Here is a 25477-nt window from a genome sequence, read left to right as displayed (position 1 = left end):
ATTCTCCTAAAATTAGCCCTTCAGATGAGGGCGGGTGAAAATGCGGGAACCAAGGCCCGCTGGCGCAACCAGAATGGAGAGCCCGTAGAGACAGGTGGCCGCGATGATGATGGTCGGTCCGGACGCCGTCTCGAAATGGTAGGAAGCAACGAGGCCCAGATAGCCGGAGGCAGCGGCACTGCCGCTGGCAATCGCCAGCATGGCGGGCAGGCTGCGTGCCCAAAGTTGCGCGATCGCTGCTGGCAGCATCATCAGGCCGACAGCCATCAGTGTTCCAAGCGCCTGGAAACTGGCGACCAGATTGATGACGACGAGGAGCAGGAATGCCACGTGATAGATCGGGCCGCGGCCGCCGACGGCGCGTAAGAAGCCGGGGTCGAAGCACTCGGTCACCAGCGGTCGGTAGATGATTGCCATCACCACCAGCGTCAGCGAGGTAATCGCACCGATCTGATAGAGCGCTGGCGCATCGATCGCGAGGATCGTGCCGAAGAGCACATGCAGCAGATCGACATTTGAGCCGTGCAGGGAGACGATCAGAACGCCAAGGGCGAGCGACGCCAGATAGAAACTTGCAAAGCTCGCATCTTCCTGAAGCGGCGTTATGCGGCTGACGATACCGGAAAGAAGTGCAACCGAAAGCCCTGCAACGAGACCCCCAAGCCCCATCGCGGTCAGAGACAGCGAGCCGGCCACCAGATAGCCGATTGCCGCACCTGGCAGAATAGCGTGGCTCAGGGCATCCCCCATCAGGCTCATCCGTCGCAGGGCAAGCAGGACTCCGATGGGGCTTGCTCCAACCGAGAGGCAAAGGCAGGCGACGAGTGCCCGGCGCATGAAGCCGTAATCCTGAAACGGCGCGATGAAGAGATCGTAGGCTGTCATGCGGCCGGCTCGCAGACGCCGCTATCTTCGTCCCAGCGTTCGGCCATGGCGCGAGCACGCAGGAGATTGGCAGGCGACATGACATCGGCAGTCGCACCCCAGCCAACGAGGTCGCGGGCGATCAGCAGCGTCTGAGGAAAATGCGCCCGCACCTGATCGAAATCGTGCAGCACGGCAATCACGGTGCGTCCTTCGCCATGCCAGCGTGCGACGATGTCGAGCAGATCCCGGGTCGTTCTGGCATCGATGGCGGTGAAAGGCTCATCGAGCAGAATGACCTTGGCATCCTGCACCAGAAGCCGTGCGAAAAGTACACGCTGGAACTGTCCAGCCGACAGCGAGCCAATCGGCCGTCTCTCGAAGCCCTCAAGACCGACCGCCGACAATGCGTGGCGACCTGCGTTCAGTTGCTCAGCCGTGACGCGCCCAAATGCGCCCGCCGCCCTCCACGCTCCGAGCAATACGGTATCGAGAACGGAAATTGGAAAGCGCCGGTTGATATCGGCGGCTTGCGGAAGGTAGCCAAAATCAGTGCGCTTCAAGGAGTGAATGATCCGCCCCTCCGACGGCCGCAACTCGCCAATGATGGATTTAAGCAGTGTGGATTTGCCTGCACCGTTTGGTCCGGCGATGGCCGTCAGGCTTCCGGCATGAAACGCACCGGAGATATGATGAACCGCCGGATGGCGCTCGTAGGCCACGGTGAGGTTTTCGATCTGAAGAACGGGCGTGTCGATCATGGCAGAACCACGGCCCAATAGATCGCAGCCCAAAGAGGCAGGAGGAGCAGAAAAACCAGAAGAATTCGGTGCGCTGCGGATTGGCGCAGCAGGGGGGACGGGAAAAACAAACGCAGCATGGCGCGCTCACAAAAATGTTATACCGTTACTGTTATGGTGTAACAATTGAGGCGGAAGAATGGCGCGCTTCACCAGTTTCTTCGAGCGTCACGATGCCCCTTAAATGCAAAAGGCCCGACGCGATGTCGGGCCAATTTCGATGACGTAATGACGGTAAGATCAGAGCTGTTCGATCATCGTGGCAGCGGAAGACACCGTTGCCTGGCCGGGATTTTCTTCGATGTTCAGAGACTTGACCACGCCGTCATCCACTAGCATGGAATAGCGCTTGGAGCGCACGCCGAGACCGCCGCCGGAAAGGTCTGCATCAAGGCCAAGCGCCTTGGTGAAGGACGCGTCCCAGTCTGCGAGGAAGTGGATCTTGCCCTGACCGCCGCTCGATTGCGCCCATGCGCCCATGACGTGCCAGTCGTTGACAGCAACGACGGCAATATCGTCCACGCCACGTGCAAGGATGGCGTCACGATTTTCCAGATAGCCGGGCAGGTGGTTCAAAGAGCAGGTTGGTGTGAATGCGCCTGGAACGGCAAAGACGACAACCTTCTTGCCGCTGAAAAGCTCGTCGGTCGTGGTTTCGACAGGGCCATCCGTGGTCTTTTCCTTGAAGGTCGCGGAGGGCAGCTTGTCGCCGATCTTGATGGTCATAATATCGCTCCTGTGGCAATGACGGCGCGACTATAGAGCATGATCGAGAAAACTGTGAAGCCGTTTTCTCGGATAGCTGAGATCCCTTACTGAGCGGGGAAATTCAGCGGCGCTTCCATGGCGCGCGCGCCGGATTTGACCAGAATGTGCCAGCTTTGCCCCTTTGGATTATAGCTCTTCGGCAGACCCTTGATGTTCATGTAGAAGGAAAGCTTGCGCTTGTCGCGCACCAGGTTCTGCGGCTCGAAATAGGCATAGCCAGATGGCCCAGCGACATAGATGTCGGCCTCCTTCGGCGCTCCCTCGGGCAGGTACAACTCCACACCGAGCAGGGTCTTATCCGGCGTGATGTGGAAGTTGACCACCTTGAAATCGTCCGATGGCGCCTCTGGGAGATTTGTCTTGCTCGACTGGATGAAGGCGACCTCGTCTTGCGTGGCCTCTGCCTTCCTGTCGATGTCGAAGCTTGCCTCGAAAGGGATGCAGATATTGAGGCAGACGCCGATGAAAGCCGTCAGCTTTGCCGCGTCGGTGTCATGGCCTGCGCCGGACTGCAAGGTGATCGGAAAGTTCACCGGCTGGTCGTAGCCAATATCGGTGATGTCGTCATTCTTGATCAGCTTCGGCACGGGGAACGACATGGAAGACAGTGTCACGCCGCTTGCCGGGTCGGGCTTCAACTGCGGCGGTATGCCCGCTTCCCCCGGCTCGCGCCAATAGGTGATCCAGCCAGGCTTGAGATCGATCTGAAGCACCGCCTCGATTTTTCCACTGCCGTCAGGCGGCAGGCTTACGACGCGCATGCGCCCGCCTTCGCTCGTTGCCCATTCGGTCGTGTCGGCCTTGGCAGCCTCTGCAATGACGATCGTTGAAACAACCGCGATGAAGGCGATCAGAACGGTGCGAAGGGGGGAGGAGATCGAACGGGTCATACTTCTCGTCTAGCGCAACCCGGGTGAAGCGACCAGTTACGATTTTGTCTCATTCATCATTTTCGGTTGATTGATAGGTCGCTATGCCTCATCCTTACCAAAAGGTGAAACCACACCGGCGTCGCTATGGGGCGCTGAAAGGGGAGGCGCTCTTGGTTTTTTCGACCCTCATGGACAAGAAGGAACGGGGCTTTCTGGATGGTCAGTTTCTGATCGCCATGCCGGGGCTCGCCAACAGCGCCTTTGAGCGCTCTGTCATTTATATATGTGCGCATTCCCAGGCCGGTGCCATGGGGTTCATCATCAACCGCGGCCAGCAGATCACCTTCACCGATGTTCTCCTGCATCTGAAGATCATGGACAGCAATGACGCGATCATGCTGCCCAACCGCACGCGCGACTTTCCCATCCAGTTTGGTGGACCGGTGGAGACGGGCAGGGGCTTCGTGCTTCATTCCGATGATTACTCCAGCGAATCCAGTATTCCCGTCAGCGACGACATCTCGTTGACCGCCACACTCGACATCGTGCGTGCAATTTCGAACGGCCGAATGCCGCAGCGCGCCACCATGTTGCTGGGTTACGCCGGCTGGGCGCCGGGTCAGCTTGAAAACGAGATCGCCAATAATGGCTGGCTGAATTGCCCGGCCTCGGAAGAGCTTATCTTCGACCGGTCTTTGGATGACAAGTATGAGCGCGCGCTTGCTTTGATGGGGGTCGACCCCCGCATGCTTTCGGCCGAAGCAGGGCATGCCTGATCTTCGCTTTGAAAGCGTAAGATGACGAGGAACAAAATTATATTCATGACGTTTTCTCCCCGGTAGCCAGCACCGAGCCTGGCATAAACTAGGGAGAATAGTCATGGGTAGCACATCCGATAAGATCGCTGGTAAGGCAAATGAAGTTGCTGGCAAGGTAAAGCAGGGCGTTGGCTCGGCTACCGGCAATGACCGCATGCGCGCCGAAGGTGCTGCGCAGGAAACCAAGGGCAAGGTCCAGACCGCTGCTGGCAAGGCCAAGGATGCCGTCAAGGACACCGTCGACAGAATGTAACAGGAGACGCGTTTCCTCTCAGTGAGGAGGCCGCACCTGAATGACCTCAAAGGTCACAGAGCGCATGTGTTGAAATCCGACACATGCGCTCTTCGCTTGCGCAGTCAATTTCCCAATCAATCGTGATGCCCAGGAGATAGGGATGCAACTTTTCTCGTGTGCTGCCTGCGGACAGCCCGTTCACTTCGACAACCGCTCCTGTGTTCGGTGCGGCCATAGGTTAGCTTTCGTACCGGAGACGCTTTCAATGGAAGCGTTGGATCCAGCCGGCGACCCGCTCTGGACGCTGGTATCGAAACCGGATCATCAGGTCCGCTTCTGCGCCAATGAAGTCAACGACATCTGCAACTGGGCAGTCCCAGCCGGTAGCGAAACGCCTTTCTGCCCCGCCTGTAACCATAACCGTCTTGTCCCGGATACCTCCACCCAGGACGGCATTGAACAATGGCGACGCCTTAGTCAGGCGCAGCGGCATCTCTTCTACTCGATGTTGCGCTTTAACCTGCCCCACCCGAACCGCGATGCCGATCCGCAGGGCGGGCTGGTGTTCGACTTCCTGGTTGACGAGATCGCTGCGGATGGATCCGTGATCCCCGCCATGACGGGCCATGACGAGGGCCTCATTGCCATCCGCGCGGCCGAAGCGGATGATGTGACGCGTGAGCAGGTTCGTGCCAATATGAACGAGCCCTACCGCACCATGCTTGGTCACTTCCGCCATGAGGTCGGGCACTTCATCTGGAACAAGCTGGTTCGCGATGCCGGCCGTCTCGAAGCGTTCCGCGCTGCTTTCGGGGATGAACGTGAAGATTACGGCGAAGCGCTGAAACGAAATTATGAAGAGGGACCGAAGCCGGGCTGGCAGGAAATCTATATCAGCTCCTACGCCTCGGTTCATCCGTGGGAAGACTTTGCGGAATGCTTCGCCCACTATCTTCACATCGTCGATACGCTTGAAACGGCCCATGCCTTCGGCATTGCCATCGAACCGGAAGGCCATGAAGACATGGCCACCGAAGTGGCGTTCGACCCCTACCGTGCCCGCAGTGCACAGCGTCTCGTCAATGCCTGGGTGCCTCTCAGCGTCGCGCTGAACTCCATGCAACGCAGCATGGGTGAAGCCGATCTCTACCCCTTCGTGCTGACTCCCGCCGTTGTCGAGAAGCTGCAATTCATCCATGACCTCGTTCATGGTAAAATTCCGGCGAACTCTGACCTCAACGCGCCGGCGCCAGTTTCAAACAACCAAGCTTTTCAGCCGCAGGCTGCAGAGTAATCAGGCGCGTTTGAAGACCTGAAAGCGCTCGCGTAAAAGGCGAAGAGCGGCTTCCGGAGTATCCGGCGTCCCGAAAAGGAAGCTTTGCCCGTAGTGACAATTCATGCGGGCAAGCTCTGCCGCATCCTCAGGCGTTTCGATGCCTTCGGCCACCACCTGCATCTCAAGTGCACGCGCCATGGCGATGATCGAGCGGAGCAGCACATTCCGCTTGTCGCTGGTATTGGCGATCAGTGCCTTGTCGAGCTTGATGGTGTCGAAGGGGAAGCGGGTGAGATAGGCGAGCGACGAGTAACCCGTGCCGAAATCGTCGAGCGCAAGACTGAGGCCCGTCTCCTTGAGCTTCGCCAGCACAAGCCGCGCCTGCTCAGGATTTTCCATGACGATCGATTCCGTCAGCTCCAGCTTCAGCTGCTGCGGATTGCAGCGCGTCCGCTGCAGCATGCTGCGAACGTCATTGTAGAGTTCGTTGTTCAGCAGCTGCGCGCTGGAGATGTTGACGGAGATGAAGATCGGCAGCTTGTCGATGGCATGTTGCCAATCCATCAGATCGTTCGCCGCCCGCTCCAGTGCAAACATGCCAAGCGGCTCGATAAGGCCGGAGGCTTCGGCAATCGGAATGAACTCGCTTGGCGGGATGTTGCCGCGCTTGGGATGCTCCCACCGCATCAGCGCTTCAAATCCGGCAAGATCGCCATTGTCCAGCTTGACGATCGGCTGATAGGCCAGCGTGAGCTCCTTGCGTTCAAGTGCGCGGCGCAGATCGCTTTCCATCTGCAGACGGTCGGTCCCGGAGGTACGGAAGGCAGGCCGGAACGGCTCGACGCGGTTGCCGCCGGCGCGCTTGGCGCGATACATGGCAAGTTCCGCGTCGCTCAACAGACCGGCAGCACTTTCCTGCTGGTCGATCCAGGAGACGAGGCCGATCGAAGCCGTCAGAATGATCTCGCGATTGGCGAAATTGATCGGCACCATGATGGCCTTGTTCACCGCATCGGCAAAGTCTGCCACGCGCTGTGGGTCGCGCTCCGAGACGAGGATCAGGCCGAATTCATCGCCGCCAAGACGGGCCAGCGTATCCTGCGGTTTCAGAAGACGGCGCAATCGACGTGTCAACGCGATCAGAATGTTGTCGCCTGCAGCAATCCCAAGCGTATCGTTCACCAGCTTGTAGCGGTCGATATCGATCGCCATCACCGTGGGGCGAACCGTGTCGCCATCTGGCGCCAGGTTCAACATGGATTGCAGACGGTCGAGGAAGACCTGACGGTTGGGAAGGCCTGTCAGATTGTCGTTCAGCGCGTCCTGCAGCAGGCGCTCAACGGAATTCTTCTGTTCCGTGATGTCGGTGATGGTGCCAACGCAGCGGATGATTTCGCCGTTGGAGCCGAGTACGGGACGCGCGCGAATCTGCAGCCAATGGAAGTGGCCGTCTTCGGCGCGAATGCGGAACTCATGATTGAGCCGCCCTTTGCGATGATCCAGCAACACGTCAAGCGTTGCCTTGAACCGGTCGCGGTCATCCGGGTGCAGGCGAGGCAGCCAATTGCGCGCAGCACCATGCATCGTACCGGGATGCAGTCCGAGCTTGATCGACACGTCCGGCGTGGTGACGATGCGGTCACGCGTCACGTCCCAGTCCCACACCGTATCGCCGCTACCGGTGAGCGCCAGCGACTGCCGCTCGAGATCGGAGAACAGGCCTTGTTGGTATGCACTTCCGGCGAAGGCATGCTGAATAACGGTAAAGCCGATCAAGAGCACGATCAGTACGAGACCGCCGCCGAGTGCCGGCTGAATAATGTCATTGTCCAGCTGTCCGGTGACCGTCAGCCAGCCGCCGAAGAGCCAGACCAGGATCAACGCCCAGGACGGCACAAGTAGAATGGCGCGGTCGTAGCGGTTGAAGCCGAGATAGATGATCAGCACGATCCCGACGGTCGCCGTCAGCGCGAAGGAGACACGCGCGATACCGGATGCAATAGACGGATCATAGATCGCCACGCCAAAGAGAGCGCCAAGACCGATGATCCAGGCGAATGTCGCGTAACCAAGATGCGCGTGCCATCGGTTCAAATTCAAATAAGTGAACAGGAAGACCACGAAGCTGGAGGCGAGCGCCACTTCGGCGCCCGCCCTCCACATTCGCTCGTCGCTTGAGGTCACGGTGATCAGCTTTTCGAGGAAGCCGAAATCCACGCAGATATAGGCAAGAACCGCCCAGGCGAGAGCCGCCGAAGCCGGCAGAACCGAGGTGCCTTTAACGACAAAAAGGATGGTGAGAAGAACGGCGAGAAGACCGGCAATCCCGAGCACGATGCCGCGGTACAGCGTAAAGGCGTTGATCGTGTCCTTGTAGGCTTCCGGCTCCCACAGATAGAGCTGCGGCAGTTGCGGCGTGGAAAGCTCGGCGACGAATGTAATGACCGCGCCCGGATTCAGCGTGATGCGGAAGACGTCGGCATCGGGGCTTGGTTGGCGATCCAGCGCGAAGCCTTCGCTCGGGGTAATGGCGATGATGCGCTGCGAGCCGAGATCGGGCCAAAAGAGCTTGGAATTGACGAGACGAAAGTGCGGCGCGACGATAACGCGCTCAAGCTGTTCTTCCGAGACGTTGGCAAGCGCAAACACCGCCCAATCGCCCTGGTGGGCGGGAGAGCTTGCCCGCACTTCGATGCGCCGGCGAATACCGTCCGGCCCGGGTGCAGTCGAAACCTGGAAGGCCTCGCCCTGGTTGGCGTAGATATCGGTGGTGGCGGTCAGATCGAGCGCATTGTCGTCACGGGAAATCTTGACCGGTTCGAAGGCGAGCGCTTGGCTGGAGAAAATGGCGCAGAAGAATAACAGCGCCGTGGCGCATGCTTTCGCCGGTAGATGTTTCAACAGGCGCGACACGAGGCTCATATATGTCATCAATCTCGCTCAGTCCTGCCGGAACCGTGTTTATCGGCAATCAGCGAAAACATGACGTGGTCCCGCCACTCGCCGTTTATTTTCAGATATTCGCGCAAGAGGCCTTCCCGCTGAAAGCCGGCATTTTCGAGCAGCCGGATGCTTTTGAAGTTGTCTGGAATACAGGCTGCCTCAATACGGTGCAACTGAAGTCCATTGAAGATATAGGGTATTACCAGTTTTAATGCGGCAGACATATGGCCGTGACGCGCATGGGCTTCACCCATCCAATATCCGATCATACAGCTCTGCGCCGCACCTCTGCGGATGTACCCGATGGTGATGCCTCCAATCAGCGTTCCATCCGCCAGGAAGAGAAGAAGCGACACGGCCGTGCCGGAGGAAAATTCCTGATTGTTGCGGGTCACGCGCACCCGAAACGAACTTTCGGTCAGCTCGTCGCTGCGCCAGGTCGGCTCCCATGGCTGAAGGAAGCTGCGGCTGTCCGAGCGCAGCCTGTGCCACTGCCGGTAATCGGAATATCGCGGCAGTCTCAGTAGATAATGCGCGTTGCGAAGTTCCGGCGTATCGCTGTTGCGGGAGAGAAAACGCAGCATCTAGTCATCCAACACCATGCTGCGGATCAGTCTCTGCCGTCAGCCGTTTGCCGTTATCTTCATGGATGGCGCCGCGGAAAGCCCCGCCGTGATGTCAGACAGCGGCGCGAGATTTTCCAGGGGCCCGATTGCCGACAGGGTCGGAACTTTATCGAAAAACAGACGCCCTGCAAGATCGGTCAAGCGCTCACGGGTGATGTCTCCAAGACGCGTCATCATCTCGTCATTGGGGATCGGACGACCGTAGAGCATCATCTGGCGAGCGATCTGACCGGCACGCGCTGCCGGGCTTTCCTGGCCCATCAGCAGCTGCGCGCGGATCTGGGCGCGAGCGCGGTCGATTTCTTCCTGATGGATGACCTCGGAGGACTTGCGCAGTTCTTCGGTGATGACCGGAACCAGTTCCGCCAGATCGCTGCTGCCGGTTGCTGCATGAATACCGAAAATGCCGGTATCGGAAAAACCCCAATGGAAGGCATAGACCGAATAGCAGAGACCGCGATATTCACGCACTTCCTGGAAGAGGCGAGACGACATGCCGCCGCCGAGGATGTTTGCGAGAATCTGCGAGCAGTAGAAGTCACGGGCGTGATAGGCCTTGCCCTCGAAGCCCAGCAGGATTTGCGCGTCCATCAGATCGCGCGTCTCGCGGATTTCGCCACCGGTGTAGAGCGCTTTCTCAATGATCGGCGTGGCTTCCGGCTTTTGCGGCAGGCTCGAAAAGCGCTGCTCGACCTGCTTGACGAAGGCTTCGTGATCGACAGCACCGGCCGCGACGACGAAGATCCGGTCCGTCGTATAATTGCGACCGAGATAATGACGGATCTGGGCGGTGGTGAAGGACTGCACCGTCTCCGGTGTGCCGAGGATCGGACGACCGATCATCTGGTCGCGATAGGCGACGCCGGAAAAATTGTCGAAAACGACGTCATCGGGTGTATCGGTGGCAGCACCGATTTCCTGCAGGATGACATTCTTTTCGCGTTCCAGTTCCGCCTCGTCGAAAGCGGACTCGGTCAGGATATCGGCAAGGATGTCGACCGCCAGCGGAACGTGATCCTTCAGCACGCGGGCATAATAGGATGTTGTCTCGGTGGATGTCGCGGCGTTGACTTCGCCGCCAACATTCTCGATCTCCTCGGCGATCTGCCGGGCGGTACGGCGCGCCGTACCCTTGAAGGCCATATGCTCGAGCAGATGCGCGATGCCGTGCTCGTCATCCGTCTCGTTGCGCGAACCTGATTTTATCCACACGCCGAGAGCAACGCTTTCGAGGTGAGGCATTCTTTCGGTGACGACTGTCAACCCGGACGAAAGCCGGGTTACGTTCACATTCATTTCCACGTCTTTCCGCGTTGGTCAGTCCTTGGCGCGAGCATGCTTGCCGATGAAAGTTTCCACGGCGTCAAGCTCTGCTTCCAGGACGTCGAAACGCTCCTCCCGGTTCATAAGATCAGCAAGCCATACTGGTAGGGCAGGATCGATTGCGCAAGCGGATTTTACGGCGTCGGGGAATTTCGCCGGATGCGCGGTCGAAAGAACGACCATCGGACTGTTTGTTTTTTCGTACTTTTTCGCCACGTAGACCGCCGTTGCCGTGTGCGGATCGAGCAGATAGCCAGTCTCACTCAGCGTGTCGCGAATGGTCGCCGCCACCTGCTTTTCGGTCGCGCGACCTGCGCGGAAGTCGCGCTTGATCATCTTCATGGCTGCTTCGGAGATCTGGAAGGCGCCGGATTGCTTCAAACCATCCATCGAGCGTTTGATCTCGTTTGGTTCGCGATCATAGGCTTCGAACAGCAAGCGTTCGAAGTTCGACGAAATCTGGATATCCATGGAGGGCGAGGTGGTGGCCTGAACGCCGCGCATCTCGTAACGACCCGTCTTCAGCGTGCGGGCAAGGATATCGTTGTCATTGGTGGCAATCACCAGCCTGTCTATCGGCAGGCCCATCTGCTTGGCCACATAGCCAGCGAAAATATCACCGAAGTTGCCGGTCGGCACGGTGAAGGAGACTTTGCGGTCCGGCGCACCCAGCGAAATCGCAGCGGTAAAGTAATAGACCACCTGCGCCATGATGCGCGCCCAGTTGATCGAGTTGACGCCGGAAAGCTTGACGCTGTCGCGGAATTTCGTGTCGTTGAACATGTCCTTGACGAGGTTCTGGCAGTCGTCAAAGTTGCCGTTGATCGCAAGCGCATGCACGTTCGAAGCCGTGGAGCTGGTCATCTGCCGCTGCTGAACCGGCGACACCTTGCCATGCGGGAACAGGATGAAGATGTCGGTCCGGTCGCGTCCGGCAAAGGCATCGATGGCCGCGCCGCCCGTATCACCAGATGTCGCGCCGACGATCGTCGCACGTTGCCCGCGTTCGGCGAGCGTGTAATCCATCAGGCGGGCGAGGAGCTGCATCGCGACGTCCTTGAACGCGAGCGTCGTGCCGTGGAAAAGCTCGAGGATGAAGCTGTTCGGTCCAGTCTGAACGAGCGGGGCGACCGCCGGATGACGGAAGGTCGCATAGGCCTCATCGATCATCGAGCGGAAATCCTTCTCCGGAATTTCGCCGCCGGTGAAGCGATAGAGAACTTCGAAAGCGACCTCTTGGTAGGTCTTGCCTCGAAGGGCGCGAATTTCCTTCTTTTTCATCGTCGGCCATTCGCTTGGTACATAGAGGCCGCCATCGCGCGCCAGGCCAGCCAGCAGCGCATCGGAGAAACCAAGTGAAGGGGCGCTGCCCCTGGTCGAAACATATTTCACGGAAATCGTCCTTCGTCGTCGTCACCAGTCAAGCCGTAGGAACCGCTTCGTGCGGGAATTTCGTCCATTTTGCAAAAATGGCGCAAATCCGAATGCAACCATCGATTTTTTCCGGCGCCGCTGCTATAGACCATCGCCGACAGGCAAGGAAGGCCAATAAATAGCATCTCCGGCCTGTTGCGGAATTGTTTTAGAGGGTGGAACACAGTGACAGGGACTATTTTGCGTTTATCCGTCGCAGCATCGCTGCTTGCCATGCTTGCGGGTTGCAATTCTTCCAATCCGTCGGACTCGCTGGCGGTCAATCCGCCGGCTGCGCAGGCCGCAACCGCCCCCGTCGTGCAGGCGAACTGCCCACCCATTACTGTGCTCGATACCAATGCCGTCCATCAGGTCTATGCCGGAACCAAGGGTGATCCGAGCAAGCTCGTCTATCAGGCGTCCTTGTCGGACACCACGCGCTCATGCAGCATGAATGATTCCACGCTGACCGTAAACGTCTTCGCGCAAGGCCGTGTGGTTCCAGGACCTCTCTCCAAGCCAGGTCGGGTTAATCTCCCAATCCGCGTGACGGTCAAGGACGGCGATGGCGAAATCTTCTCGCAGGTCACGAGCCTCGGCGTCGATGTTCCGGCAGGTACGGCAGGCACCCAGTTCATCTTCAACAACCCCAACGTTGCCATTCCGAATGGCCCGGGCGGCGCGTCGAAGCAGACCAATGTCTTCATTTCGTTTGATGAAGGTGGTGCAAAGGCCAGTGGCAAGAAGAGCGGTCGCAGGGGCTGAGATCAGACCCGACTGCCGGAAAATTTTTATCGAAGCCGGATCGCCTTGTGCGGTCCGGCTTTTTTGATGGGTTCAGATTGCCCACTCGGACAGTGCCGCGATCGTTGCCGGCAGATCCTGCATTCGGGAAATGACGGTTTCGGCGCCCGCGTCGGTCAGCTTGTCCGCATGGCTGGGATAGCTATGCGATGCGCCGGTAAAGCCGATGACGCGCATACCTGCGGCGCGCGCGCCGGTAATCCCATGGACGGAATCTTCGATCACCACCACCCTGTCGGGCGAGACGGCGAATTGCTTGGCGCCGTGAAGGAAGATGTCCGGCTTCGGTTTGACGCGGTCTGCGCCGAGATCTTTCGCGGAATAGACATGGCTTTCGAAATAGGGCTTGAGGCCGACCTTGGTCAGCATCATGTCGAGCCTGGCGCTGGACGAATTCGAGCAGATGCAGCGCTGTGTCGTCAGCCGCGACAGCGCAAACTTAACGCCTTCGATGACTTTGACGTCGCGCGCCAGGCGGGCATCCAGAAGCTTTTCGGATTTGTCGAGGAGCGTGGCCGAAATCGGAATGCTCGCCTCGCGCTCAACCTCAAGCAGGATGTTCTTCCAGGTCATGCCGGAGAAGCGCTCACCCATTTCCTCAACGGATATCGGGTAGCCGGCCTCCGTCAACAGGCGGGATTCGACCTGTGCGGCGATGATTTCCGAATCGACCAGAACGCCGTCGCAGTCGAAAATGATAAGGTCGAAGCCGCTCATGTGCGCTCCCTTGATGTCGATGAAGGAATGGGATGGGGTTGGCGGCTTTTAGACCAATTGAGGTACAAGCTCAACCGGTTGGAATGCAGGGGAGCTTGCGGCTTATCGCATCGCTCGACAATTCTCCAACCTCGCCCTATGTCAGGTCATGGTCAAGTTTCCAAAAGCCAAACCGGATGATACGATTGCCGCCAAGATCAGCCGCACGCTCGCCGAGCGTATTGTGCGCGGTGAATTTGCGCCTGGCGAAAGGCTGCGGCAGGATCATATTGCCGAGGAATTCGGTGCCTCGCATGTGCCGGTGCGGGAAGCCTTTCGCCGGCTGGAAGCGCAAGGCCTTGCCGTCAGCATTCCGCGCCGAGGCGTTCGCGTGGCCGATTTCGGCCTTGCAGATGTGCGAGAGGTCGCGGAAATGCGTGCGGCGCTTGAAGTGCTGGCGCTCCGTAACGCCATCCCCAACCTGACCCAAGCTATCCTCGATGAGGCGGAAGCCGCGACGCATGAAGGTGACGATGCGCAAGACGTTCGCCGATGGGAAGAGGCAAACCGACGCTTTCACCGGCTGATCACCGCACCCTGCAACATGCCTCGATTGATGGAAGCGATCGACGGACTGCATGCAGCCAGCGCCCGCTTCCTGTTCTCCGCCTGGCGTGCGGGCTGGGAGCGCCGCACCGACACTGATCATCGTGCGATCATAGACGCACTTCGCGGCGAGCGGGCCGAAGAGGCCATCCGCATTCTCCACGGCCACGTGCAGTGGATTGGCCGGACGGCCGTGCGCACACCAACGGGATCCACGCGCGACGCTTTCGCCATTGTCGGCTAAGCTCGAGCGCGGCTTTCAAAAATCAATCGGTGATGTTGATCTCGGTGCGCTCCGATGCCGTCACCGTGGCGCTGACTTCCTTCGGATCGCGATTGGCCTTCTTGTCGTAGGTTACTTTCACCGCATAGGTGCCGGGGTGAAGCGTCTCCTGGTGCGTCGTGCCGTAGCGACCGGAAATTTCCTTCTGCGTGCCCTGCAAGTCCTTGGTGGTTTCGACAATGTCGATCCGCTCCGCCTGAGGCGCTGAGACAACCAGCACGCCTGCATCAAGATCGATGCTGAGATCGGTGCGCTGACCCGCCGTCACGCTGAAGGGCTTCTCGACGGTGACCTTGCCGAGCTTCGCTCTCATGATGAAGTTTCCAGCCGGCATCTGCATGATCTTGCCGGGGCCGTAAGTGCCGGTGATCGTCGTGCGCGTGCCGTCCAGTGTTTGCGTGTTGGCCAGCGCCTCGAAGCGAATGCTATCGGTCTCGACCTGGCGACCACCTTCTTTGTAGACGGCATTCGTCACGACCACGCCGCTTGGGATGATGACATCGTGGCTCACGGTGTCGCCGGCTTTGACAGTGATCGTTTCCTCTGCGACCGCCGGACCGATGCGGCCCTCGAGCTTCAACTCGCCGGCCGGCACGAAGAGTTCTTTCGATCCATAGACACTGTCGCTGAACGCGTCCTGCGTTACCGTTACGCGCGCAAGCGGCTCGGCCTCTTTGCTATCGGGGCTGCGCTTCGGCACGAGGGTGAGTTGGGCTGCTTCGAAATCGACCGCAAGCTCGGTGACGGCGCCGTCCTTGACCTCGAAAGCGATCTCACGGGTGATATTGCCGAGTGCGGCGACCGCGACATATTTGCCCGGCGGAATTTTCTCCTCGAAGGTGGCATCATAGGCACCGCCGACATTGTCGTCGCTGCGGCCGCCCGCGCTGTCCGCCTTGTAGAAGTCCCATCGGACCTTGTCGCTATCGCCAAGCGAGGGGCCGCCTTTGAACATGACGGCGTCCGTGCGCACATTCACCTGTGGCTTTGGAGCCTGCGGAGCAGGCTGCTGCGAGAAGGCGGCGCTGGCATAAAGCGTCGCGGCGATCATCAAAGCTATGCGCATTTTGTAACTTAACCCCTGCACCCGTCACTGGCACCATAATACCGCCAGCGTGGAAAATTCCTAAATCAAAACGTTAAAAATAAAATCCGGTTCCATTAGCCGTTTCTGCAACGTGAAGATGGGTTTTCGTCTTGACCAAAAATGCGTGTTGTTCACTATATGTTCTTTTAAGGGAGGCTGCCGTGTACAACCTCAATAATGTCATCGTGCGTGCAAAAGCGGCCTGTTACGTCGGAGGTGGAGCGAAGGGAGAGCCGAGCAGGCGAGGCTCCCAAGACCTCATCTGGTCTGATGCTGAGTGGGAGTACCGCGACAGCTATTTCAGCGGCACAAACTTTATTGGGCAGGAGGTTCTCTGGCTCAGGCGCACACCCTATTGGGCGATGAACTATTACAGCTTCATCATCCGTCCGGATTTGATCGATGGAGAGCGAGCCGGATCCACGATCAAGGCCGCTCTGTCCAGGATGTATCGAGCCGGTCGGTTCCTTGGTGGTTTCGAATGGGCGGGTGAATACGGGACCTACATCGACAGGAGCGAGGGGGACGCCCGCCATTTCCACGGGCGTGAGGTGATCATGGTGGGTGGTGAGGAAGCCTATGCGCTTCACTATTGTGGGGGCCTCATCATTCCCTAGTTGCGGCCGCTTCCGCTTGCCGATCTCGCGCCTGGACCTCGATAATCTATTTTCTCGCATTTTTATGCACTTAACCCGGAACTTTCTTTCACTCGTTCAGCCTTTGATAACCATCTTCGGTAACCATAAGGCCAGTTCAGTTGAGTAAGCGTATGGAGCGAGTACCCATGGCATCAGTGTTTCCACTGGCCGATTTTCGGCGCGCCGGTTTTGATCTTGCAGGCGAGAGCGATGCCTGGAAGGACAGCATCATCAAGGGTGACTGCGTCGCCGCTCTCGAAGCGCTGCCGAGCCAGTCGGTCGATGCCATCTTTGCCGATCCGCCCTATAACCTTCAGCTTGGCGGCACGCTGCATCGTCCGGACCAGTCGCTGGTGGATGCAGTGGATGACGAGTGGGACCAGTTCGCCTCTTTCGAGGCCTATGATGCCTTCACCCGCGCTTGGTTGCTGGCCTGCCGCCGCGTCTTGAAGCCGAATGGCACGATCTGGGTCATCGGCTCCTATCACAACATTTTCCGCGTCGGCTCCATCCTTCAGGACATGAACTTCTGGATCCTGAACGACATCGTCTGGCGCAAGACCAACCCGATGCCGAACTTCAAGGGCCGCCGTTTCCAGAACGCCCATGAAACGATGATCTGGGCGAGCCGCGACGCCAAGGCGAAAAGCTACACCTTCAATTACGAAGCGCTGAAAGCGTCGAATGACGACGTGCAGATGCGCTCCGACTGGCTGTTTCCGATCTGCAGCGGCTCCGAGCGATTGAAGGGCGATGACGGCAAGAAGATTCATCCGACCCAAAAGCCAGAAGCTCTGCTGGCGCGTATCATCATGGCTTCGACCAAGCCCGGTGATGTCGTGCTCGATCCGTTCTTCGGCTCCGGCACGACCGGTGCGGTGGCAAAGCGTCTCGGTCGCCATTTCGTCGGCATCGAGCGCGAGCAGGACTACATCGATGCGGCATCCGCGCGAATCGCTGCGGTCGAGCCGCTCGGCAAGGCGGAACTGACGGTGATGACCGGTAAGAAGGCCGAGCCGCGGGTCGCCTTCAATGTTCTCCTCGAAAGCGGCCTCGTGCGCCCCGGTCAGGTCCTGACGGATGCCAAGCGCCGTTATACCGCGATCATTCGTGCTGACGGCACCGTGTCGTCCGGCGGCGACGCAGGTTCTATCCATCGCCTGGGTGCCAAGGTGCAGGGTCTCGATGCGTGCAATGGCTGGACCTTCTGGCACTATCAGGATGGCGATGCTCTGAAGCCGATCGATGATCTAAGAAGCGTTATCCGTACGGAATTGGCTAAAGCCGGCTAATCTGCGATCCACCGCCTTATGTTGCTTTCGCCACAGGCTTCATCTGGTTTAGTACCTTCAGTCCCGGATGAAGAAGAAGCAAGGCCCGGCGTCCACTGGACGCCGGGCCTTGTTGTGAGTTCTTTTGGATAAAGAATTTTCCCAAAATATTTCAATTGCCTGGCAAGCCTGGAGCAAGTAAGCCGCCTTAATCAATCTCGCCAAGGGACGAGGGCGAGCCGCTGGCGCATCAAACAGATGCGCAAAGCCAAGAAGACGGATGCTTCCCTGTTTGACGATTCTTCAGATCTGGCCGTTCGCGGCTGGACTGGCGCAGGATGGGGACCGCCATTCCCGCCTGCGCCAGGAATTCTCAAACCTTGATGCCGTAGCCTTCGAGATCGGCCTTCAGCTTTTCCGCATCGGTGAAATGCACAGCCTGCCAGCCGGCTTCCTTCGCGCCGTCCACATTGGCAACCGAATCGTCGATGAAGATGCTGGTCTCAGGATCGAGACCGAAGGTCTCGGCATGCAGCTTGTAGATCGCAACATCCGGCTTGATCAGACCGACATCGCCTGAGACCGTCACGCCACGGGAAAGCGTCAGGAACGGATACATCTTCTGCGCCTCGCGGAAGGTGTCGGAGGCAAAGTTTGTCAGCATCGTTACGTCATGGCCGCTATCGATCAGACCTTTGAGGATGGCGACGGAATCGTCATAGGAGTGGGAGACCATCTCGTGCCAATGTTTGCGGAAGGCGCGGATATGCTCCTCCCGGTCGGGATGGTTTTCCAGCAGCAGGGCTTCGGCATCCGCCCATTTGCGACCGCGATCCTGCTCCAGATTCCAGTCATGGGTGCAGACATTCTCGAAGAACCAGGCGCGTTCGGCATCGTCAGGGATCAGCCGGCTATAGGGGATATGCGGATCGTAATGAATGAGAACCTTGCCGATATCGAAAACAATATGATTGATCTTGCTCATGGAACTTTCCTGCTTCTCGAAGACTGCTGCGTTTTTTCGGCCTTTGCCGCGAACGCCAATGGAATAGCCTGAGAGATGGCCTTTTTCATCACCGTCGGCAGTGCTTGGGCATCAAGATTTGTGACCGGCTCCCACCATCCGTCATCGGCTTTGACGTCGTTTCCGACTTTTGCCCGGTAGATCGATAGTCTGAGTTCAAAGTGGGTGAAGACATGCACAATGGTGCCGGCCGGCTCCCAGTCCGCGTCAAAAGGCGCATGCGCTTTTTCCGTTCCCCCATCCAGACGCGCGGTCCAGGCCGTCGTCGGCACCTCCGTCATGCCGCCGAGCAGGCCGCTATCGATGCGCCGCCGCAGCAAGATTTCACCCTCGTCGTTGACCGCAACGAAGGCTGCGCCCACCCGCACCGGCTTGTCCTTCTTCTTGGCTTTGACCGGAAGCCGCTCAGGTTCATCCTGCGCCAGTGCCAGACAATGGTCGTTGAACGGACAGAGTGCACAGGCGGGGCGCTTGGGCGTACAGATCGTGGCGCCAAGATCCATCATCGCCTGGGCAAAATCGCCCGGTCGGTCGTTTGGCGTAATCTCCGCGACGCGGGCTTTCATCAAAGGCTTCGAGCCGGGCAGGGGCGAATCGATCAGGAACAGGCGCGAGATCACCCGCTCCACATTGCCATCCATAACCGCGGCCTGTCGGTTGAAGGCGATGGCAGCCACCGCCGCTGCGGTATAATCGCCGATACCCGGAAGCGCTCTCAATCCGTCCTCCGTATCGGGGAAAATACCGCCATGCTGCTCAGCGACTGCTTCAGCGCATTTCTTCAAGTTTCGTGCTCGAGCATAATAGCCAAGTCCCGCCCATGCAGCCATGACGTCCTCGGTGGGCGCCGCCGCCAGATCGTTGACCGTCGGCCATGCCGCCAGAAACTTGGTGAAGTAAGGCTTCACCGCCTGCACCGTCGTCTGCTGCAGCATCACTTCGGACAGCCAGACATGATAGGGATTGGCCCGCAGGCCTTTTGCCGCCATGGACGGGGAGGTGCGCCACGGCAGGTCGCGGTGATGGCGATCATACCACGCCAGCAATAGCTCAGCGTAAGCCGGCCCTTCGATTTTATGAAGCATATGTGCAGTCTGTTCCGATTTGGCTGATGGCGTTTCCAATTGACATGGAAACGTCCTATACTTGGTCCATACGCTTCGCCCGATCAAGCCGCGAGTTCAGAGTTGTGTGACCATGCGACAGCCCCGTAAAGGTGTCCTTCAGATTGCCGAAGTTGCAAACGGCATCATCGATCCCGTTTTAGCAAAGAGAGCCGGAATCAGCACGGCACTTCTCGGTTCCTGGGACGAGATCGCCGGCGATGATTTTGCCGATTGCACCCGTCCGGAAAAGATCACCTGGCCGCGTCGCGACGAGGGGCCGGATCGCGGCGGTTATCAGGCGGGTGTTCTGACGATTGCCTGTGAAGGCGCACGCGCGCTTTTTCTGACACATGCGCAGGGTGAGTTGATTGCCCGGATCAATGGCTTCTTCGGTTTTCCTGCAGTCCGTCAAATCCGCATCGTGCAAAAGCCGGTGTCGACGGCGTCCACCCGCCGGCGAAAGCCGCAACCATTGCGAGGTGAGGCGGCAAAGCGGCTCGACGACATGATGCAGGGGATAGAAAGCGAAGCGCTGCGCAAAGCGGTAGAGCGGCTTGGGACGGCTGTTATGCAAAAGCGGACCAAGGGTCGGACACTGTGAAGCAGGAAACTGCAAAGAACAGTCCTTGACTGGTCACAATTCTTTGACAAGAACAGGTGAACGCGCCGCTTGTTGGAAACGATGTGTGGCTATATCGGAATCATAGACATTTGCGTCTTTCACAAACAGGTGCTTCCATGCATTTCCCAGAACTGAACCTCACCCGCCGCGCTCTTCTCGGCACCGTTGCCATGGCCTCCGTCGTGGCCGCATGGCCGATGCTTGCAGGCAGCGCCTTTGCCCAGGATGTCCCGGAGTCCTCCGGTGATGTCGACATGGCCGCGGTGCTGAAGCCCGGTCCATTGCCGGATCGCGCTCTGGGTGATCCGAATGCGCCTGTGAAGATCGTCGAATATATGTCGATGACCTGCCCGCACTGCGCGCATTTCCACAACACGGTGTTTGACGAGATCAAGAAGAAGTACATCGACACCGGCAAGGTTTACTTCATCATCCGCGAGTTCCCGTTCGATCCGCGCGCCGCCGCCGCCTTCATGCTGGCCCGTTGCGCGCCTGAACAGCAGTATTTCCCCTTCGTCTCCATGCTGTTCAAGCAGCAGCAGAGCTGGGCGACCGCGCAGGATGCCCGCGCAGCACTGCTGCAAATGTCGAAAATGGCCGGTTTTTCACAGGAGAGCTTCGAGGCCTGCTTGACGAACCAGAAACTTCTGGATGATGTGAACGCAACGATGCAGCGCGGCGCGACGGAATTCGGCGTAAACTCCACGCCGACCTTCATCATCAACGGCAAGAAGTACTCTGGAGACATGTCGGTTGAAACCATGTCGGCCCTTATCGACAAACTTCTCTAATCGACGCCACCGCATTCTGACGGGCGCCGGAGATTTCCGCGCGCCCGTTTTGATGTCTTGCCACCGACAGGCCGAGGCAGCGGCATGAAGTTCAACAAGCTGCGCCTGCTCGGTTTCAAGTCCTTCGTGGAACCTTCGGAATTCATCATTGAGCCCGGCCTGACCGGTGTTGTAGGACCGAACGGCTGCGGCAAGTCCAATCTGGTCGAAGCGCTTCGCTGGGTGATGGGCGAAAACTCCTACAAGAACATGCGTGCATCCGGCATGGATGACGTGATCTTCTCCGGCTCCGGCAATCGCCCTGCGCGCAACACCGCAGAAGTCGGCCTTTATCTCGATAATTCTGATCGCACCGCGCCCGCGGCCTTTAACGACGCCGACGAAATCCAGGTCACGCGCCGCATCGAGCGCGAGAACGGCTCGGTCTATCGGATCAACGGCAAGGAAGCCCGCGCCAAGGATGTACAGCTTCTGTTTGCCGATGCCTCCACCGGCGCACGCTCACCCTCTATGGTGGGGCAGGGACGCATCGGCGAGTTGATCAATGCCAAGCCACAGGCACGCCGGCAATTGCTGGAAGAGGCGGCGGGCATTTCCGGCCTGCATTCGCGCCGCCACGAGGCGGAACTGCGCCTGCGTGCCGCCGAAACCAATCTCGAACGGCTTGAGGATGTGACCGCACAGCTGGAAAGCCAGATTGAGAGCCTGAAGCGCCAGGCCCGTCAGGCCAACCGCTTCAAGATGCTCTCTGCCGATATCCGCGCTAGAGAAGCAACCCTTCTGCATATCCGCTGGGTGGATGCCAGCGAGGCAGAGCGCGAAGCCGACAACGCATTGAACATCGCCACCAATCTGGTTGCCGAAAAGGCGCAGCGACAGATGGAAGCGGCAAAAGAGCAGGGCGTCGCCAGCTTCAAGCTTCCCGAATTGCGTGAGAATGAAGCGAAGGTCGCTGCTGCTTTGCAAAGATTGCAGATCGCCCGCACCCAGCTGGATGACGAGGCCAACCGTCTGCTTCGTCGCCGCGATGAACTGGCACGCCGCCTTTCGCAACTTGGCGAGGATATTCAGCGCGAAGAGCGGCTCGTTTCAGACAATGCCGACATTCTCTCTCGCCTTGATGAAGAAGAAACCGAGCTTCTCGACATCCTGGCCGATTCGGGGCGCTACGCCGAAGAAACGCGCGAGGCTTTCGAGGAGGCTGCGGCCAAGCTTTCCGAAAGCGAACGGGTCTTTGCTGCGTTGACGGCCGAGCGCGCCGAGGCTGCGGCGTCTCGCGCTCAGCTGGAACGCTCCATTCGTGACCTTGCCGACCGCAAGATGCGTCTGGAACGCCAGTCTTCCGAGGCTGCTTCCGAAATCGAAACGATCGATGACAAGCTGGCTGAACTGCCTGATCCCGCTGAAAAACGCGAAAGCGTGGAAGCGGCGGAAATGGCGGCGGAAGACGCGCTGATTGCAGCCGAGGACGCAGAGACGGCGGTGGCTGAGTCCCGTTCAGCCGAGGCTTTGGCACGCGGACCCGTCGATATGGCCCGCAATCGTCTGAACGCGCTGGAGACCGAAGCACGCACCATCGCCAAAATGCTGGCCGCCGGTGCTGCTTCAGGCTCCTTCACGCCGGTGGCGGACGAACTCAAAGTGGATCGTGGTTTCGAAGCAGCTCTCGGTGCAGCCCTTGGTGACGATCTGGAAAGCCCTCTGGATCGAACCGCCCCCGCCTATTGGACAGCAAATGGCGAAGGCGCAGACGATCCAACCCTGCCACAGGGCCTCTCCTCGTTAATATCGCACGTCGCCGGCCCCGACGCCTTGAAGCGTAGTCTTCGCCAGATCGGCATCGTTGCGAGCGTCGAAGAGGGTCAGCGACTGATGCCGCTCTTGAAGCCTGGCCAGCGCCTGGTCACGAAAGACGGCGCGCTGTTTCGCTGGGACGGTCATGTTGCAAGCGCCGACGCACCGGGAAGTGCGGCCCTTCGGCTGGCACAGAAGAACCGCCTTGCGGAGATAGAAAGCGAAATCGATGAAGCCCGGTTCGCGCTGGAAGAGGCGCAGGAGCGGCTTTCTGTTTCGACGGATGCGATCCGCATGGCGGAGGCTGGCCTGAATGAAGCGCGCGAGCGCAGCCGCCTTGCTGCCCGGCGGTTGACCGAGGCGCGTGATGCGCTCTCCATGGCGGAGCGTGCCTCCGGCGATCTCCTTCGCCGCCGCGATGTCGTCTCCGAGGCTCTCAACCAGATCGGCGGCCAGATCGAGGAGATCGCGGTTCAGGAAGAGAATGCCCGTATCGAGCTCGAAGACAGCGCAGATCTCTCCAGCCTCGATGAACGCTTGCGCGACAGCCAGCTTGAGGTCGCAACCGATCGCAGCCTTCTGGCAGAAGCGCGCGCACGCCATGAAGGCTTGAGCCGGGAGGCGGATGCCCGCCAGCGCCGCATCAACGCCATTGCACAGGAGCGCGCCACCTGGGCCGCTCGCGCCGCAAGTGCTGCGGACCACATCGCCACGCTACGCGAGCGCGAGGAGGAAGCGCGCGAAGAGCTGGCGGAACTCGATATCGCGCCTGAGGAATTCGACGAGAAGCGTCGCAACCTGCTGAGCGAATTGCAGAAGATGGAGGAGGCGCGCCGTGCCGCGGCAGACCGTCTGGTCGAGGCCGAAAATCTCCAGCGGGATGCGGACCGGGCTGCCGCGACGGCGCTCTCCGAACTGGCGGAAGCGCGCGAAAAGCGTGGCCGCGCTGAAGAGCGACTGGTGTCCGCCCGCGAGAAACGCCAGGAAAGCGAGCACCGCATTCGCGAGGCTTTGAACGTCGAACCCCATATGGCGCTGCGTCTCACGGGACTGGCACCGGGAGCGCCGCTGCCGGAAGTGCGCGATGTTGAGCGCGATCTCGACCGGTTGAAGATCGAGCGTGAACGTCTGGGCGCGGTCAATCTGCGCGCTGATGAGGAGCAGGCGGAACTCTCCGCCAAGCTTGCCGCCCTCATCAAGGAGCGGGACGACATTATCGATGCCGTCAGGAAGCTGCGTGCTGGTATTCAAAATCTCAACCGCGAGGGTCGTGAGCGTCTGGTCGCTGCATTCGATGTGGTCAACACCCAGTTCCAGCGGCTCTTCACCCATCTCTTTGGCGGTGGCACGGCGGAACTGCAACTGATCGAGTCCGACGATCCGCTCGAAGCGGGACTGGAGATTCTGGCCCGCCCACCGGGCAAGAAGCCGCAGACCATGACGCTCTTGTCCGGCGGCGAGCAGGCCTTGACCGCAATGGCGCTGATCTTCGCCGTCTTCCTCACAAATCCTGCACCCATCTGCGTGCTGGACGAGGTGGATGCGCCGCTTGATGACCATAATGTCGAGCGCTATTGCAACCTGATGGATGAAATGGCGGCGTCCACCGAAACCCGTTTCGTCATCATCACCCACAACCCGATCACCATGGCCCGAATGGATCGCCTCTTCGGCGTCACCATGGCGGAGCAGGGCGTCTCGCAGCTGGTGTCGGTCGATCTGCAGATGGCGGAGGCACTGGCGGAGGCGTCTTAATTTGCAATTTAAAGTTACATTAGAGCTTTAGAATGCTGGATCCGGTTAATTTTTCTCGCCTTGAGGATGCGGATTCCGTTGCTATTTAATCAATTTTAAAGGCCAAGGTCCCTAATTTATCGTCTCAACCACACTTGCTCCATGACGGTGCGAAGCCTTGTGGCAAGAACTGGCATGCTGGATTTCGAGGAGGGTATCCGAGCTTTTTCTTGTTATTTTTCAGTTCTGCGAGACAATATGACCTTCCTTGATAATATTAAAATTCGTTACAAGATCCTGGCGATCCTTCTCCCGATTGCCGCTGTCGGCATGGCTGGCGCTGGTGTCCTGGCCTATAGTTACAAGCAGGCAGATAGGGCTTACGTCGGCTTTTTCGACCATAACGCTGCCGCTTCTACGAGCGTGTTCAGAGCGTCTACCGCGGTTGTCGGTGTGGGTTTTGCCGTCAACGAGATCCTGCGCATCACGGTGATGGGTGGCGATACGAGCCCAATCGAGACCTTGTACCGAAACGACACCGAGTTGTTTATCAAGCGAATGGAAGACGCCAGGCGGCTCGATCCTTCCATCAGCGTGGAAGTCGGCAAGTTCATTCAAAGAGGCAAGGAAATAATCGATCTGGCCAATGTCTCGATCGATCGTATCAAGTCGGGCAATCTCGATGCGGCGCGCGTCGAGATAGGAAAGATCGGTCCCCGGGTGATCGATTATCGCGAAGACCTCAGGGTGTGGAATAATGCCAAGGCTGCCGAAACCGTAAAAGGCGTGCAGCTTTTGTCCGCGGACGCGACCAGGACCATCACCAATTCGTTGCTTGGTATCTGCCTGGCCTTTCTGGCTTTCATCGGCGCAGCCCTCTTCTTCGTATCGAGGGGCATCACGGCGCCCATCGAAAGGCTTTCCACACGCATGGTCTCTCTCGCCGGTGGCGAGACGCGCGAAGAGATAGACGGCGTTGGTCGCAAGGACGAGGTTGGTCAGATGGCGCAGGCCGTTGCCGTCTTCCGCGAGAATGCACTTGAGCGCATCCGCCTTGAACAGGAAGCAGATGCCAATCGCAGC

At 58.9% G+C, this 25477-nt stretch carries 23 protein-coding genes; 11 read left to right on the top strand and 12 right to left on the bottom strand.

Features of this window, described 5'->3' with window-relative positions; translation table 11 throughout:
- Nucleotides 1-12: 12 nt before the first annotated feature.
- The 4 genes from EYC79_RS09555 to EYC79_RS09540 all read right to left on the bottom strand — a co-directional run bounded on the left by EYC79_RS09555 (nt 13) and on the right by EYC79_RS09540 (nt 3322).
- Nucleotides 13-885, bottom strand: a complete 873-nt coding sequence (locus tag EYC79_RS09555) for a metal ABC transporter permease (protein WP_130977812.1) — start codon at nt 883-885, stop codon at nt 13-15.
- Nucleotides 882-1625 (bottom strand): metal ABC transporter ATP-binding protein, encoded by a 744-nt coding sequence (locus EYC79_RS09550; RefSeq protein ID WP_130977811.1) that lies wholly within the window; start codon nt 1623-1625, stop codon nt 882-884. Before EYC79_RS09550 ends, EYC79_RS09555 begins: the two co-directional genes overlap by 4 nt.
- A 279-nt stretch (nt 1626-1904) precedes the next feature.
- Nucleotides 1905-2390 (bottom strand): peroxiredoxin, encoded by a 486-nt coding sequence (locus EYC79_RS09545; protein ID WP_062425879.1) that lies wholly within the window; start codon nt 2388-2390, stop codon nt 1905-1907.
- An 86-nt stretch (nt 2391-2476) separates the two neighbouring features.
- The gene (locus tag EYC79_RS09540) at nt 2477-3322 is read right to left on the bottom strand and encodes a protein-disulfide reductase DsbD domain-containing protein (protein ID WP_130977810.1); all 846 of its coding nucleotides are present in this window, start codon (nt 3320-3322) and stop codon (nt 2477-2479) included.
- Nucleotides 3323-3474: 152 nt separating this feature from the next.
- On the opposite strand from EYC79_RS09540, the gene EYC79_RS09535 reads away from it, so the two are divergent.
- From EYC79_RS09535 to EYC79_RS09525, 3 genes are all read left to right on the top strand, one after another.
- A complete protein-coding gene (locus tag EYC79_RS09535) occupies nt 3475-4080 on the top strand; it encodes a YqgE/AlgH family protein (protein ID WP_111847577.1) in 606 nt (201 codons plus the stop codon).
- A gap of 103 nt (nt 4081-4183) precedes the next feature.
- Nucleotides 4184-4375, top strand: a complete 192-nt coding sequence (locus EYC79_RS09530; RefSeq protein ID WP_062425876.1) for a CsbD family protein — start codon at nt 4184-4186, stop codon at nt 4373-4375.
- Nucleotides 4376-4517: 142 nt separating this feature from the next.
- Entirely contained in the window at nt 4518-5651 is a 1134-nt protein-coding gene (locus tag EYC79_RS09525; protein WP_130977809.1) for a zinc-binding metallopeptidase family protein, read from the top strand.
- Here EYC79_RS09525 and EYC79_RS09520 read toward each other — a convergent pair whose 3' ends face one another.
- Genes EYC79_RS09520 through thrC form a run of 4 tightly spaced genes read right to left on the bottom strand, consistent with a single transcriptional unit; the run spans nt 5652 to nt 11917 of the window.
- On the bottom strand, nt 5652-8564 hold the full coding sequence (locus tag EYC79_RS09520) for a sensor domain-containing phosphodiesterase (RefSeq protein ID WP_062599464.1): 2913 nt from the start codon (nt 8562-8564) through the stop codon (nt 5652-5654).
- Nucleotides 8564-9160, bottom strand: a complete 597-nt coding sequence (locus EYC79_RS09515; RefSeq protein ID WP_062438376.1) for a GNAT family N-acetyltransferase — start codon at nt 9158-9160, stop codon at nt 8564-8566. The genes EYC79_RS09520 and EYC79_RS09515 overlap by 1 nt, the downstream gene beginning before the upstream one ends.
- A gap of 39 nt (nt 9161-9199) precedes the next feature.
- On the bottom strand, nt 9200-10498 hold the full coding sequence (locus EYC79_RS09510) for a M16 family metallopeptidase (protein ID WP_130977808.1): 1299 nt from the start codon (nt 10496-10498) through the stop codon (nt 9200-9202).
- Nucleotides 10499-10519: 21 nt separating this feature from the next.
- On the bottom strand, nt 10520-11917 hold the full coding sequence (gene thrC, locus EYC79_RS09505; protein ID WP_130977807.1) for a threonine synthase: 1398 nt from the start codon (nt 11915-11917) through the stop codon (nt 10520-10522).
- A gap of 255 nt (nt 11918-12172) precedes the next feature.
- Here thrC and EYC79_RS09500 point away from each other — a divergent pair, with 255 nt between their 5' ends.
- On the top strand, nt 12173-12703 hold the full coding sequence (locus EYC79_RS09500; protein WP_112518823.1) for a PilZ domain-containing protein: 531 nt from the start codon (nt 12173-12175) through the stop codon (nt 12701-12703).
- Between the two features lie 72 nt (nt 12704-12775).
- Here EYC79_RS09500 and EYC79_RS09495 read toward each other — a convergent pair whose 3' ends face one another.
- The gene (locus tag EYC79_RS09495) at nt 12776-13459 is read right to left on the bottom strand and encodes an HAD family hydrolase (RefSeq protein WP_062438368.1); all 684 of its coding nucleotides are present in this window, start codon (nt 13457-13459) and stop codon (nt 12776-12778) included.
- Between the two features lie 148 nt (nt 13460-13607).
- Here EYC79_RS09495 and EYC79_RS09490 point away from each other — a divergent pair, with 148 nt between their 5' ends.
- Nucleotides 13608-14288, top strand: a complete 681-nt coding sequence (locus EYC79_RS09490; protein WP_130977806.1) for a GntR family transcriptional regulator — start codon at nt 13608-13610, stop codon at nt 14286-14288.
- A 22-nt stretch (nt 14289-14310) separates the two neighbouring features.
- On the opposite strand, the gene EYC79_RS09485 is transcribed toward EYC79_RS09490, so the two are convergent.
- Complete coding sequence (locus EYC79_RS09485) at nt 14311-15393, bottom strand: hypothetical protein (protein ID WP_245495238.1); 1083 nt, start codon at nt 15391-15393, stop codon at nt 14311-14313.
- A 182-nt stretch (nt 15394-15575) separates the two neighbouring features.
- On the opposite strand from EYC79_RS09485, the gene EYC79_RS09480 reads away from it, so the two are divergent.
- A complete protein-coding gene (locus tag EYC79_RS09480; protein ID WP_130977805.1) occupies nt 15576-16031 on the top strand; it encodes a DUF5680 domain-containing protein in 456 nt (151 codons plus the stop codon).
- A 167-nt stretch (nt 16032-16198) separates the two neighbouring features.
- Entirely contained in the window at nt 16199-17344 is a 1146-nt protein-coding gene (locus tag EYC79_RS09475; RefSeq protein ID WP_111847586.1) for a site-specific DNA-methyltransferase, read from the top strand.
- Nucleotides 17345-17696: 352 nt separating this feature from the next.
- On the opposite strand, the gene EYC79_RS09470 is transcribed toward EYC79_RS09475, so the two are convergent.
- Both EYC79_RS09470 and mutY read right to left on the bottom strand, forming a co-directional pair.
- Entirely contained in the window at nt 17697-18308 is a 612-nt protein-coding gene (locus EYC79_RS09470) for an HAD family hydrolase (protein ID WP_130977804.1), read from the bottom strand.
- On the bottom strand, nt 18305-19432 hold the full coding sequence (gene mutY / locus EYC79_RS09465) for an A/G-specific adenine glycosylase (RefSeq protein ID WP_130977803.1): 1128 nt from the start codon (nt 19430-19432) through the stop codon (nt 18305-18307). Before mutY ends, EYC79_RS09470 begins: the two co-directional genes overlap by 4 nt.
- Nucleotides 19433-19544: 112 nt before the next feature.
- Between mutY and EYC79_RS09460 the strand changes: the two genes are divergently transcribed.
- From EYC79_RS09460 to EYC79_RS23965, 4 genes are all read left to right on the top strand, one after another.
- Nucleotides 19545-20054, top strand: a complete 510-nt coding sequence (locus tag EYC79_RS09460) for a DUF721 domain-containing protein (protein WP_062425865.1) — start codon at nt 19545-19547, stop codon at nt 20052-20054.
- Between the two features lie 137 nt (nt 20055-20191).
- On the top strand, nt 20192-20866 hold the full coding sequence (locus EYC79_RS09455; RefSeq protein ID WP_130977802.1) for a DsbA family protein: 675 nt from the start codon (nt 20192-20194) through the stop codon (nt 20864-20866).
- 84 nt (nt 20867-20950) lie between these two features.
- Complete coding sequence (gene smc, locus EYC79_RS09450) at nt 20951-24415, top strand: chromosome segregation protein SMC (RefSeq protein ID WP_130977801.1); 3465 nt, start codon at nt 20951-20953, stop codon at nt 24413-24415.
- Nucleotides 24416-24652: 237 nt separating this feature from the next.
- A partial coding sequence (locus EYC79_RS23965; RefSeq protein ID WP_335625462.1) for a HAMP domain-containing protein occupies nt 24653-25477 on the top strand: 825 nt, incomplete at its 3' end.

It is taken from the genome of Agrobacterium cavarae (genome assembly GCF_004310285.1).
Classification (GTDB): Bacteria; Pseudomonadota; Alphaproteobacteria; order Rhizobiales; family Rhizobiaceae; genus Agrobacterium; species Agrobacterium cavarae.
This window is presented reverse-complemented; position numbering and strand designations above follow the sequence as displayed.